This window comes from Micromonospora sp. IBHARD004, from assembly GCF_052814115.1.
In genome coordinates this window covers 2,302,392-2,314,991 of the sequence record NZ_CP199934.1, presented here as the reverse complement: position 1 = coordinate 2,314,991, position 12,600 = coordinate 2,302,392, and the positions used below count along the sequence as shown (strand labels likewise).

The 12,600-nt window shown below is 73.7% G+C and carries 11 protein-coding genes; 5 read left to right on the top strand and 6 right to left on the bottom strand.

The window, feature by feature from the left end:
- Positions 1-35: 35 nt before the first annotated feature.
- From ACTWO6_RS11290 to ACTWO6_RS11265, 6 genes are all read right to left on the bottom strand, one after another.
- Complete coding sequence (locus tag ACTWO6_RS11290; RefSeq protein ID WP_446219578.1) at positions 36-2,525, bottom strand: DNA gyrase/topoisomerase IV subunit A; 2,490 nt, start codon at positions 2,523-2,525, stop codon at positions 36-38.
- Between the two features lie 32 nt (positions 2,526-2,557).
- A complete protein-coding gene (locus tag ACTWO6_RS11285; RefSeq protein ID WP_446219577.1) occupies positions 2,558-4,669 on the bottom strand; it encodes a DNA gyrase/topoisomerase IV subunit B in 2,112 nt (703 codons plus the stop codon).
- A 215-nt stretch (positions 4,670-4,884) separates the two neighbouring features.
- The gene (locus ACTWO6_RS11280) at positions 4,885-5,604 is read right to left on the bottom strand and encodes a uridine kinase (RefSeq protein ID WP_446219576.1); all 720 of its coding nucleotides are present in this window, start codon (positions 5,602-5,604) and stop codon (positions 4,885-4,887) included.
- Positions 5,605-5,636: 32 nt separating this feature from the next.
- Entirely contained in the window at positions 5,637-6,503 is an 867-nt protein-coding gene (locus ACTWO6_RS11275) for an alpha/beta fold hydrolase (protein ID WP_446219575.1), read from the bottom strand.
- 79 nt (positions 6,504-6,582) lie between these two features.
- Positions 6,583-7,215, bottom strand: coding sequence for a class I SAM-dependent methyltransferase (locus tag ACTWO6_RS11270; protein WP_446219574.1), 633 nt, complete (start codon positions 7,213-7,215; stop codon positions 6,583-6,585).
- A 52-nt stretch (positions 7,216-7,267) separates the two neighbouring features.
- Positions 7,268-7,705 (bottom strand): RrF2 family transcriptional regulator, encoded by a 438-nt coding sequence (locus ACTWO6_RS11265; RefSeq protein WP_446219573.1) that lies wholly within the window; start codon positions 7,703-7,705, stop codon positions 7,268-7,270.
- 162 nt (positions 7,706-7,867) lie between these two features.
- Between ACTWO6_RS11265 and ACTWO6_RS11260 the strand changes: the two genes are divergently transcribed.
- The 5 genes from ACTWO6_RS11260 to ACTWO6_RS11240 all read left to right on the top strand — a co-directional run bounded on the left by ACTWO6_RS11260 (position 7,868) and on the right by ACTWO6_RS11240 (position 12,558).
- Positions 7,868-9,088 (top strand): globin domain-containing protein, encoded by a 1,221-nt coding sequence (locus tag ACTWO6_RS11260; protein ID WP_446219572.1) that lies wholly within the window; start codon positions 7,868-7,870, stop codon positions 9,086-9,088.
- Positions 9,089-9,331: 243 nt separating this feature from the next.
- Positions 9,332-9,595 carry a hypothetical protein gene (locus tag ACTWO6_RS11255; RefSeq protein WP_446219571.1) on the top strand — a complete coding sequence of 88 codons (264 nt, stop codon included), beginning with the start codon at positions 9,332-9,334 and terminating at the stop codon, positions 9,593-9,595.
- A complete protein-coding gene (locus ACTWO6_RS11250; RefSeq protein ID WP_446219570.1) occupies positions 9,580-10,797 on the top strand; it encodes a glycosyltransferase in 1,218 nt (405 codons plus the stop codon). Before ACTWO6_RS11255 ends, ACTWO6_RS11250 begins: the two co-directional genes overlap by 16 nt.
- A gap of 104 nt (positions 10,798-10,901) precedes the next feature.
- Complete coding sequence (locus tag ACTWO6_RS11245) at positions 10,902-11,765, top strand: alpha/beta hydrolase family protein (RefSeq protein WP_446219569.1); 864 nt, start codon at positions 10,902-10,904, stop codon at positions 11,763-11,765.
- A 163-nt stretch (positions 11,766-11,928) separates the two neighbouring features.
- Positions 11,929-12,558, top strand: a complete 630-nt coding sequence (locus ACTWO6_RS11240) for a hypothetical protein (RefSeq protein ID WP_446219568.1) — start codon at positions 11,929-11,931, stop codon at positions 12,556-12,558.
- The last annotated feature ends 42 nt before the right edge of the window (positions 12,559-12,600 follow it).

Here is a 12,600-nt window from a genome sequence, read left to right as displayed (position 1 = left end):
GTGGTCCGGGGCGCGGTGCGGGCAGGGACCGGAGGTCAGTCGCGGTCGACGAGGTGGCCGACGACCGTGGGGCCGAGCATGACGGCGAAGCCGGAGCCGTCGCGGCGCGGGTCCGCCGGGGGCAGCTCGACCGGGTCGCCGGTGGCCGTCGCGCCGACCGGGCGCGAGCCGATCCAGGCCACGGCCAGCTCCAGCTCGCCCTTGAGGAACCGCTGCGCGCGGACCCCGCCGGTCGCCCGCCCCTTCGCCGGGTACGCCGCGAACGGCGTCACCTTCACCGTGGCCCCGGTCGAGGTGACCACCATCGGCTCACCGTGGCCCGGGTCGTCGGTGCGGACCGCGCCGAAGAAGACCACCCGGGCCCCGTCCGGCAGGTTGATGCCCGCCATGCCGCCGCCCTTGACGCCCTGCGGCCGGACCACGGAGGCGGCGAAGCGCAGCAGGGACGCCTCGGAGGAGACGAAGACGAGGGTCTCCGCGCCGTCGGTGAGCCAGGTCGCCCCGACCACCTCGTCCCCCTCGCGCAGGGAGATGACCTCGAACTCGTCGGAGCGGACCGGCCACTCCGGGGCGCAGACCTTGACCACGCCCTGCCGGGTGCCCAGGGCCAGGCCCGGCGAGCCCTCGGCGGACGGCCCGAGCGGCGCGAGGCCGACCACCGTCTCGCCGGGCTCCAGCGGCACCAGCTCGGCCGCGGACATGCCGCCGCGCAGCGACACCGTGCCGGACTGCTCGGGCAGCACCGGCAGCGGCAGCACGTCGATCTTGAACGCCCGGCCGGCGCTGGTCACCAGGAGCACCCGGCCCCGCGCCGTGGAGTGGGCGACCGCGCGTACCGCGTCATGCTTGACCCGGCCGCTGCGCCGCCGTCCCTCGGCGGCCTCCTCCGACTCGGCCGCGGTCCGGGCGACCAGCCCGGTCGCGGAGAGGATCACCTGGCACGGGTCGTCGGCGACCTCCAGCGGCCCGGCCGGCGCGGAGGCCGCCAGCACCTCCTTGAGGTCGCCGTCGACCAGCGTCGTCCGGCGCGGGGCGCCGAACTGCTTGACCACGGCGGCCAGCTCGTCGGAGACCAGCTTCCGGAGGACCTTCTCGTCGTCGAGGATGGTGGAGAGCTCGGCGATCTCGCCGCGCAGCTTCTCCTGCTCGGCCTCCAGCTCGATCCGGTCGTACTTGGTCAGCCGGCGCAGCGGAGTGTCCAGGATGTAGGTGGCCTGGATGTCGGAGAGCTTGAACTGGCGCATCAGGCCGTCCTTGGCGGCCTGGGCGTCGTCGCTGCCCCGGATCAGCCTCACCACCTTGTCGATGTCGAGCAGGGCGATCAGCAGGCCGTCGACCAGGTGCAGCCGCTCCTCGCGCTTGCGGCGGCGGTAGGAGCTGCGCCGGGTCACCACGTCGTACCGGTGGGCGAGGAAGACCTCCAGCAGCGCCTTGAGCCCGAGGGTCTGCGGCTGGCCGTCGACCAGGACCAGGTTGTTGACGCCGAAGGACTGCTCCAGCGGGGTGAGCCGGTAGAGGTCGGCCAGCAGCGCCTGCGGGTTGACGCCCACCTTGCACTCGATGACCAGCCGGGTGCCGTTCTCCCGGTCGGTCAGGTCCTTGACGTCGGCGATGCCGGTGAGCCGCTTGGTCTTGTTGACCTCGTTGGTGATCGCCGCGATGACCTTCTCCGCGCCGATGCCGTACGGCAGCTCGGTGACCGTGATGGCCTGCCGGCCGCGGCTGCCCTCGAGGGGGCCGATCTCCACCCGGCCGCGCATCCGGACCACGCCGCGCCCGGTCTCGTACGCCCGGCGTACCTCGTCGAGGCCGAGCAGCAGCCCGCCGGTGGGCAGGTCGGGGCCGGGGACGAACTCCATGAGCTTGTCCAGGTCGGCGTCCGGGTGGTTGATCAGCCACCGGGCGGCGGAGACCACCTCGCCGAGGTTGTGCGGGATCATGTTGGTCGCCATCCCGACCGCGATCCCGGACGCGCCGTTGACCAGCAGGTTGGGGAAGGCGGCCGGCAGCACCGTCGGCTGGGTCAGCGAGCCGTCGTAGTTCGGCTCGACGTCGACGGTGTCCTCGCCCAGCTCGCCGACGAGCAGCATCGCCTCGCGGGACATCCGCGCCTCGGTGTAGCGCGCCGCGGCCGGCCCGTCGTCGGGGCTGCCGAAGTTGCCGTGCCCGTCGATGAGTGGCGCGTTGAGCGAGAAGTCCTGAGCCAGGCGGACCATGGCGTCGTAGATCGCCGTGTCACCGTGCGGGTGGTAGCGACCCATCACGTCGCCGACGACCCGGGCCGACTTCACGTGGGCCCGGTCGGGGCGGTGCCCCGCCTCGTGCATGGACCAGAGGATCCGCCGGTGCACCGGCTTGAGGCCGTCGCGGGCGTCGGGCAGGGCCCGGGAGTGGATGACCGAGAAGGCGTACTCCAGGTAGGAGTCGGAGACCTCGGTGACCAACGGGTTGTCGAAGACCCGCGCGCCGGCCTGGTCGAAGGCGGACAGGTCCGCCTTGATGCGGTCTTCCTTGCGGCGTGCCATGACTCAGCTTTCCTTCCGAACGAACCCGATGCTCATGCGTCGATCGCCTCGCGGTCGACCCGGTCGGCCGAGTCGATCAGCCAGTTACGGCGGGGCTCGACCTTCTCCCCCATCAGCAGTTCGAGGATCCGCTCGGCCGCCTCGACGTCGTCGAGGGTGATCCGGCGGACCGCCCGGGTGGCCGGGTTCATCGTGGTCTCCCAGAGCTCGTCGGCGTCCATCTCGCCGAGACCCTTGAACCGCGGGATCGGGGTGACGATCTGCTTGCCGGCCTTCTCCAGCTTGCGCAGGGTCGCCTCCATTTCCGCCTGGGTGTAGGTGTAGATGGTCTGCGGGTTGCGCCCCTTGGTGGTGATCTTGTGCAGCGGCGGCATCGCGGCGAAGAGCCGGCCGGCCTCGATCAGCGGGCGCATGTACCGGGCGAAGAGTGTGATCAGCAGGGTACGGATGTGCGCGCCGTCGACGTCCGCGTCGGCCATGATCAGCACGCGGCCGTACCGCAGCGCGGAGAGGTCGAAGGTCCGCCCCGACCCGGCGCCGAGCACCTGCACGATCGCCGCGCACTCGGCGTTGTCCAGCACCTGCTGGAGGTTCGCCTTCTGGACGTTGAGGATCTTGCCGCGGATCGGCAGCAGCGCCTGGTACTCCGAGGAGCGAGCGAGCCGACCCGTCCCCAGTGCGCTGTCGCCCTCGACGATGAACAACTCGCTTCTGTCGATGCCTGTGGTGCGACAGTCGACCAGCTTGGCCGGCATCGACGCGCCCTCCAGGGCGGTCTTGCGCCGGGCCGCGTCCTTCTGCTGCTTCTGGGTCAGCCGGACCCGGGCCGCGTCGACGATCTTCTGCAGCACCGTCCGCGCCTCGGCCTTGGTGCGCCGGTCCTCCAGCCAGGCCTTGAGGTGCTGCTCGACCAGGCCCTGGATCACCTTCGTGATGCCGGCGGTGGAGAGCTCGTCCTTGGTCTGCGAGGTGAACTGGGGCTCCGGGATGCGGACGTGCACCACGGCGGTCATCCCCTCGAGGACGTCGTCCAGGGTGGGCGCGTCCTCCTTGGGGCGGAGCATGCCGCGGGTGTTGCGGGCCGCGTCGGCCAGGGTGCGGACCAGGGCCCGCTCGAAGCCCTTACGGTGGGTGCCGCCGTGCGCGTTGCGGATGGTGTTGGTGAAGCACTCCACGGTGCGCTCGTAGCCGGTGCCCCAGCGGAACGCGACCTCGACCTCGGCCCGGCGCTGCACGTTGGACTGCATCACGCCGTTGGCGTCGGCGGCGTTCTCCCGGTACGTCCCCTCGCCGGTGATCAGCAGCGTGCCGGAGACCGGCCGGTCGCCGGTCGGGGCGAGGAACTCCACCATGTCGGTGAGGCCGTTGGGGAAGTGGAAGCCCTCCTCGGTGGGCTCCTCCCCCGTCTCGTCGCGCAGCCGGTAGGCCACGCCGGGGACGAGGAACGCCGTGTTGCGGAGCTTGAGCCGGACCGCCTCGGTGTCCAGCCGGGCGCCGGTCTCGAAGTAGCGGGTGTCGTGCCACCACCGGATCGAGGTGCCGGTGCGCTGGCCGCGCTTCATCGCGCCGACGATCTGCAGGCCAGGGCCGGGGGTGAAGGGAGCGTCCGGGCCGGGCCCGTCGAAGATCCCCGGTACGCCGTGCCGGAACGACATCGCGTGGACCTTGCCGCCGCGCCGGACGGTGACGTCGAACCGCCGGGAGAGGGCGTTGACCGCGGAGGCGCCCACGCCGTGCAGACCGCCGGAGGTCTTGTAGCCCGAGCCGCCGAATTTGCCGCCGGCGTGCAGCCGGGTGAGCACCAGCTCGACGCCGGAGATGCCGGACTTGGCGTGCACGTCGGTGGGGATGCCCCGGCCGTCGTCGTCGACCTGCACCGAGCCGTCGGCGTGCAGGATCACCTCGACCTTGGTGGCGTGACCCGCGACACCCTCGTCGGTCGAGTTGTCGAGGATCTCGTTGACGAGGTGACCCACGCCACGGCTGTCGGTCGAGCCGATGTACATGCCGGGGCGCTTGCGGACGGCGTCCAGCCCCTCCAGGTGCGTGAGGTCGTCGGCCCCGTACAGGGTCTCAGGCTGTGCGGTCAACTGGTCGTACTCCCAGGTCTCGGCGGTGTGGTGCCGCTCACGTGTCGATCTCACCCACTCGACCGCCACGCGCGGCGCGCCGCAGCGAGCCTAGCCCGGCGCTGTGACAACGCCGTGGCACCCGCCGGGTGTGCCGTTACGTCACCCTCGCACGGGGCCTGCGCCGACCCGCGGCGGGGCGCGGGCGGGGCGGGCGTCCGTGGACGACAACGACCTGCCCCACCGGTTGTCTTCCCGACCCGGCCCGGTCCGCGGGCAGGGAATACGGCTCAGCCGCGCAGCAGGCGCGGTCGGCCGAAGTCGCTGTTGTCGACGACCACGTCGGCCCGGCGCACCGGGTCCGCCTCGGCCAGGTAGACCTGCTCGGCGGCGAGGTAGCGGTCCCGGTGCAGCCGCTCGGCCGCGTCGGCGCCCTCCCGGTCGGCGTCCCGGGCCACGCCCCGGCGCACCGACAGCTCGGCCGGCACGTCCAGCCAGATCCGGTGCTCCCAGAGGTGGTCCAACTCGGGACGGAAGGCGAAGACGCCGTCGACGACGAGCACCGCGTCCGGCGCGGCCGGCGTGACCACGTCGGCATGGTCGAGCTGGGTGAGCGGGTCGCGCAGGCAGAGCACGCAGCGCCCGGAGCCCGCCGGGCCGGCCGGCGCCAGCAGCAGGTCACGGATCGCCGCCAGGTCGAAGGCGTTGCGGTAGTAGCCGGGGCCGGAGAAGCGGTCGTAGCGGTGCCGGTCCCGCCAGGGACGCTTGAAGTCGTCGAGGCTGGCCCGCAGGACCGGCCGGCCGGCGGCGGCGATCCGCTCGGCGAGCTCGTGCCCGAGCGAGGTCTTGCCGGCGGCGGTGAAGCCGTCGACGCCGATCCGCAGCCGACCGGGGCCCGACTCCAGGATCCGCGCCGCGAGGAGGTCGACCAGGGCCTGCCGGGCCGGCGACGCGACCGGTGGCAACGGCTGCTGCCAGGTGGAGACCGATTGCTGCACGACGGCTGCCATCGACCGATGGTATGTCCGGCCGTTGCCGGCCGTCACACCCGCGTGGTCTGATCGCCCTCCAGAGGATCTTTCATATTTCCATGGCGTGATGGATGCGGCGCATGGTCGCCGGGCGCGGCCACGCCGAGGAAGTCGTCCACCATCGCGGCGATCCAGTCGGCCCGGTGCATCATCCCGACGTGGGTGGTGCCGGGAAGCATCGCCAGCCGGCTGCGGGGCAGCCCCACCGCGTCGCCGGCCACGCCCCCGCCGAGCAGCCGGAAGAGCTCCACCGCGTGCTCGGGGCGGACGATGTCGGAGTCACCGACCACGATCAGCACCGGGGCCGCGAGCCCGCGGATCTCGTCGGCCGGCACGTCCGGCAGGTTGCGGTCCATCTCCTTCACCTTCGCCACCAGGGCGGGGAAGTCCTCCGGTCGCGGCGCCAGCCGCAGGTACCCGGCGTGGTACGGCGAGCCGTGCAGGTGCTCTGGCTGGAGCTGCTCGATCCCGTCGAGCAGCCCGGGGTGGAAGCCGGCGTTGTCGTGCGTGACGGAGGCGAGCACCAGGCGGTCCACCAGGTCGGGGTGGCGCAGGCCCAGTTGCAGGGCGACCCCGGCGCCGACGCTGAAGCCGAAGACGTCGACGGGTCCGACGTCGAGGTGACGGAGCAGCTCGGCGCAGTCCGCGGCCAACTGCTCGATGGTCAGCGGACGGTCGATGTCCGCGGTGCGCCCGTGGCCCTGGAACTCGACGGCGATCACCCGGCGGCCACGGGCGAGCAGCGGCAGCAGGTCGCCGAAGTCGGTGGTGATGTCGGAGAAGGCGCCGTGCAGCAGGAGCAGCGGCCGACCCTCGCCGTGGATCTCGTGGTACATCCGGAGCCCGTTCACCGGCGCGTACCCGGTCGTCGCGGTCATCCCCGTGTCTCCTTCCGGTCGACGGCGCCGGAGGCGCCGCCCCGGGCCGGTGTGCTGTCGGCCGCCGTGCCGCCCCGGGTCACGGCCGCATCGCCGTGCCGAGCACGTGCGGCGAGGCCGGCACCGGGATGCCGGTCGGTGGGAAGCGGAACCGGTCCAGCTCGACGACGGTGAAGCCGGCGGCGCCGATCGCGCCGACGGTGTCCCGCCCGGTGTGGCAGCCGCCGCAGACGGCGGGCCAGATCGTCGCGTCGGCCCAGCGCTGCGCCCGGCGCAGCCCCGGGGTCTCCGCCACCACGTGCTCGTAGAAGCGCAGCTGCCCCCCCGGGCGCAGCACCCGGCGGGCCTCCAGCAGGGCGACCGCCTGGTCCGGCACCGAGCAGAGCACCAGCGACAGCACCACCGCGTCGGCGGTGGCGTCGGCGGCCGGCAGCGCCTCGGCGAGCCCGGCCACCACGGTGACCGGCACCGGGGCGTCGGCCGCCGCGGCGTGGGCGGCGGCCCGCAGCCGGGGCTCCGGCTCGACGGCCAGCACCTCGGCCACCGTCGGGGGGTAGTGCGGGAACATCCGGCCGTTGCCGGCGCCCACCTCGACCACCCGGCCGGTCAGCCCGGCGACGAGCCGACGCCGGTGCTCGGCCGCGCCGGCGCGGTCCATCGCGACGCTGGCCCGCGCGAAGACCCGCGCGAACACCGGATGCGAGACGGACATCGATCCTCCCCACCGCCGGGACCAGTCACCCCGCAGCCTATGCCGGGAGGCCTCAGCCGTGGGCCCCCGGCGCGCCGAGGGTGAGCAGCAGGGGACCGGCGGGGCCGTCGACGAGGTCGCCGAGGCGTAAGCCGTCGAGGACGTCGAGGAAGGCGGCTTGGGCGCGGCGCAGCTCGCCGCGCAGCCGGCAGCCGGCGAGCAGCGGGCAGGCCGGCTGCTCGCAGGCGACCACCTCGGCGTCGCCCTCGAAGGCCCGGACGACGTGGCCGACGGTCAGCTCGCCGGCGTGCTCGGCGAAGGCCACCCCGCCGGACCGTCCCCGGATGGTGACCAGGACGCCGATCCGCTGGAGCCGCTGGACGACCTTGGCGACGTGGCTGCGGGGCAGCGCGAGCTGGGTGGCCAGCTCGTCCACCGTGGTACGCGCCGGGGACACGGCGGTGAGCATGGCGATCCGCAGGGCCATGTCGGTGGACCGGTTGAGCTTCACGGCACCGACCCTAGCCAGCGCGAACGGCTCGCGACACGGGCCGATGAGCCGGTCAGCGGATGTGATTCAGACGACCCCGGACCCGGGACCTTCGCCCTAGAAGGGGACTTTCAAATTCCTGTTCAGTGGTGATCGCCAGAACGGATCACTGAAGGAGTAGCCGTGCTCTCGGAATCATCAGCAGCAGTGGTGAAGGCGACCCTGCCCGTCGTGCAGGCGAATGGAGGGGCGATCACCGGCCGCTTCTACCAGCGAATGTTCGACGCCCACCCGGAGCTGCTCAACATCTTCAACCGCGGCAACCAGGCGACCGGGCAGCAGAAGGCCGCCCTCGCCGCCGCCGTCGTGGCGTACGCCGAGCACCTGGCCGGCCCCGGGACGATGCCGTGGGGGCCGATCCTGGACCGGATCGCGCACAAGCACGTCTCCCTCGGCATCACCGCCACCCAGTACACGATCGTGGGCCGGCACCTGATGGCCGCGATCGGTGAGGTGCTCGGCGACGCCGTCACCCCCGAGATCGCGGCGGCCTGGGACGAGGTGTACTGGCTGCTGGCCTGCGAGCTGATCGCGCGGGAGGCGCGGCTCTACACCGAGGCCGGGGTGGCTGAGAACGGGTCGGTGTGGCGCGACTGGCGGGTGACCGGGAGGGCGCGGGAGACCGCGGACGTCGTCTCGTTCACCCTGGTCCCGGTCGACGGCGGCCCGGTGCCCGGCTTCACCCCCGGCCAGTACACCTCCGTCGCCGTCGACCTGGACGCCGGGCGCGGCCAGCAGATCCGGCAGTACAGCCTCTCCGGACGTCCCGGCGCCGACCACTGGCGGATCACAGTGAAGCGGGTACGCGGCACCGGGGACGCACCGGACGGGATGGTCTCCGGTTTCCTGCACGACCGGATCGCGGTCGGTGACACGCTGCGGCTCAGCCCGCCCTTCGGCGAGGTCAGCGCGGTCGCCGGCGACGGCCCGCTGCTGCTGGTCAGCGCCGGCATCGGGCTCACCCCGGCGATGGCCGCGCTGGAACACCTCGCGGTCGCCGAGCCGGAACGTCCGGTGGTGCTGGTGCACGCCGACCGCACCGGGGCCGCGCACGCCCTGCGCGACGCACTGCCCCGGCTCCAGGAGCGGCTGCCCCGGCTGCGGCTGAACCTCTGGTACGAGGACGCCGGAGACGGGGAGCTGGCCGGGCTGAAGGCACAGGTCGCCACCGGCCTGGTGGACCCGGAGCTGATCCCGCTCTCCCCCGACGCGCACGTGCACCTCTGCGGGCCGCTGCCGTTCATGAACGCGGTCCGCGGCGGCCTGCTGCGCCGGGGCGTACCGGCGGAGCGGATCGCGTACGAGGTGTTCGGCCCGGGCATGCTCCGCGACGAGCGGGTCTGACCCACCGGAGGTGCCCGGCGGCGGGGATGCCGCGCGCCTGCCACCGGATCCCTGCGCCGGAACAGGCCCGCCGGCGCAGGGATCCGGCGTGACGGAGAGTGGACGCCCGTGTACCGGCGGGCCGGGCGCGGGAAGCCGGCGACGGTCAGCCGCGGGCGACGAATTTCCACAGCCGACGATCGGCTCCCGGGAGAAGTCGATGATGCACAGGTTAGGGCGCGAAGGCGGGGGTAGGGACTGCTCATGCGCGTCCTTGGAATCAACGCGATCTTCGACGACCCGGTCGCCGCCCGGGTGGTGGACGGGACGGTGGTGGCCGCCGCCGACGAGGAGCGGTTCAGCCGCCGCAGGCACGGCAGGCGACCAGTGCCGTGCTCCGAGGACCGCGACGCGGCGTACCGGCTGGGGGCGCGGGCACGTGAGGTGACGAGGGAACGCTTCGGGCTCGACCGGTTCCGCACCCACCGGGACCGGCTGATGGAGGAGGAAACATGCGCATCGCGATGATCTCGGAGCACGCCAGCCCGCTCGCCGTCCTCGGGGAGGAGGACGGCGACGGGCAGAACACCCACGTGGCGGAGCTCGCGTCCGCGCTGGTCGGCGAGGGGCACGACGTCCGCGTCTACACCCGCCGGGACTCCGCCAGGCTGACCGAGTCGGTGTCCACCCCGGACGGCTACCAGGTCTGGCACGTACCGGCCGGGCCGGCCAACCGGGTGCCGAAGGACGAGCTGCTGCCGTACATGGGCGAGTTCGGCGGCTGGCTCGCCGACCGGTGGCGGCACGGGGACTGGACGCCCGACGTGGCGCACGCGCACTTCTGGATGAGCGGCCTGGCGACCGTGCACGCTGGTCGGCGCGCCGGGGTGCCGACCGTGCTGACGTACCACGCGCTCGGCACGGTGAAGCGACGGCACCAGGGCGGCCGGGACACCAGCCCACCAGGGCGGGTCGGCTACGAACGCGCGCTGGGCCGGGCCGTGGACCGGGTCATCGTGCAGTGCGCGGACGAGGTCGCCGAGCTGGTCCGCCTCGGCGTGCCCCGGTCCCGGATGGCGCTGGTCCCCTCCGGGGTCAACCAGGACGTGTTCCGCCCGGACGGCCCGGTGGCGCCGCGCGACCCGGCCCGGCCGCGGATCCTCACCGTCGGCCGGATGCTGGAACGCGCGGGCTTCCTGGAGGTGGTGCGGGCGATGCCGGCCGTGCCGGACGCCGAGTGCGTGGTCGTCGGCGGGCCACCGGCGGAGCTGCTGGCCGCCGACTCCTTCGCCCGCCGGCTGTCCGCCCTCGCCGAGTCCTGCGGCGTGGCCGACCGGGTCAAGCTGGTCGGCGGCGTGCCCCGCGAGGAGCTGGCCTCCTGGTACCGGTCGGCGGACGTCCTGGTCACCGCCCCCTGGTACGAGCCGTTCGGGCTCGCCCCGATGGAGGGCATGGCCTGCGGCGTACCGGTGATCGGCACGAACGTCGGCGGAATCGCCGACACCGTCGTCGACGGACTCACCGGAGACCTGGTCCCGCCCCGCGACTCTCGCCCGTTGGGCACCGCAATTCGCCGGCTCCTCGCCGACAAGGTGCGTCGCTTCGCGTACGCCACGGCGGCGCTGGACCGGATCCGCAGCCGCTACTCCTGGAAGCGCTGCGCCGAGCAGCTCGGGGCGATCTACGCGACGGTGGGCACGGTCGCCCGTCCGGCCACGGCGGCAGCCTGATCACCGGGCGGCTGGCGCACGCCGGCCGGGCTCGCCGGTGGAGCGGCGGGGACCTGTCCACACCCCTGCTACCCGCCGGTAGCTTCCGGCCGTAGGCTGGGCCGGTGAGCGGGGAGCCCGAGTACAGCCAGGAGTTCATCGACGTCGACGGCGCCCGGATCGGCGTACAGACGTACCCGGATCCGGACGGCGCGCCGGACGCGCCGGTGGTGGTGATCTGGCCGGCGATGGGCGTCCGGGCCCGCTACTACCGCCCGTTCGCCGCCGCGTTGCGCGCCGCCGGCCTCGGCGTCGTCGTGGTCGACCTGCGCGGCACCGGCGCGAGCACCCCGGTCCCCAGCCGCTCCTGCCGGTACGGCTACGCCGAGCTGGCCGGCGACGTCGGCGCCGTGCTGGCGGCGCTCAAGCCCCGGCTGGACGGGCGCACCCGGCTGCTGCTCGGGCACTCCCTCGGTGGGCAGGTCGCGCTGCTGCACCAGGCGCTGCACGACGCGGACGCCGTCGACGGGCTGGCCCTGGTCGCGGTCGGCATCCCGTGGTGGCGGGGCTACCCCGGCCGGCGCGGGTGGGGCGTGCTGCCATACACCCAGGGGATCGCGGCGACCGCGCGGCTGCTCGGCGTCTGGCCGGGCTGGGGGTTCGGCGGCCGGCAGGCGCGCGGGGTGATCCGGGACTGGGCGTACACCGCGCGGACCGGCCGCTTCCCGATGCTCGACGGGGTGGACGCCGAGGCGGCCGTCCGGTCGGTGCGTACGCCGGTGCTGGCGGTCAGCGTCGACGACGACCAGTACACCCCGCACGCCACCCTCGACCACCTCTGCGCCAAGCTCACCGCCGCGCCGGTCACCCGGCACCGGTACACGGTGGCGGAGGCGGGCGCGCCGCTGGACCACTTCACCTGGGTCCGCGCCGCCGCGCCGCTGGCCGCCCGGGTGGCCGCGTTCGCCGCCGGGCTCCCCCGGCGCTGACCCACCTCGTCCGGTCCCAGCACGTCGCTGTTCCCCCGTCCCGATCGTGCCCGCTTTCCCGGCGCACCGACCCCGCATGCCCCGACGCGGGCGAACCGCCCGTGCGTAGCGGGCCGGAAAGTGGGTAAGCCGCACCGCCCGAACACGGCGGAGGGGGATTCAGATGTCAGAACGGCACACCGCACTGCGCTCGATGCACGACCTGGGCCTGGCGGCCTGGTTCGGCGGCTCGCTGATGGGAGCGCTCGGCGTCAACGGCGCGGCGGCACAGGTCAACGATTCGACGCAGCGGCTGCCAGTGGCCTCGGCCGGCTGGGCCCGGTGGACCCCGGTGAACGCCGCGGCGATCGGCGCCCACCTGGCCGGCGCGGTGGGTGAGCTGGTCACCGAGAGCCCACGCATGACCGCCCAGTCCGGGGTCGCGAAGACGAGCGCGGTGAAGACGGCGCTGACGGTCGGCGCGCTCGCGGTGACCGGGTACAGCCGGTTGCTCGGCATGCGGTTGCAGAAGGCCGGCGGCCAGCCCGTCGAGGGGGCCACCGAGCCGAGCTACCAGACACCGGCGAACGTCGCCTCCTGCCAGCGGCAGATGAAGATGCTGCAGTGGGCGATCCCGGCGCTTACCGGCGCGCTGGTGGTGGTGACGGCGTACATGGGCGAGCAGCAGAAGCCGGGGCAGGTGTTCCGGGGGATGCTCGACCGGGCCGGTGGCCTGATGGCCGCGCCGAAGACGATGGGCAAGGTGGCCGCCGTGGCCACGGCCAAGCGGCGCATGGCGATGTCCGGCCACTGACCCGACCGGGCGCAACGGCCGGCAGCCCCGCCGGGATGCCGG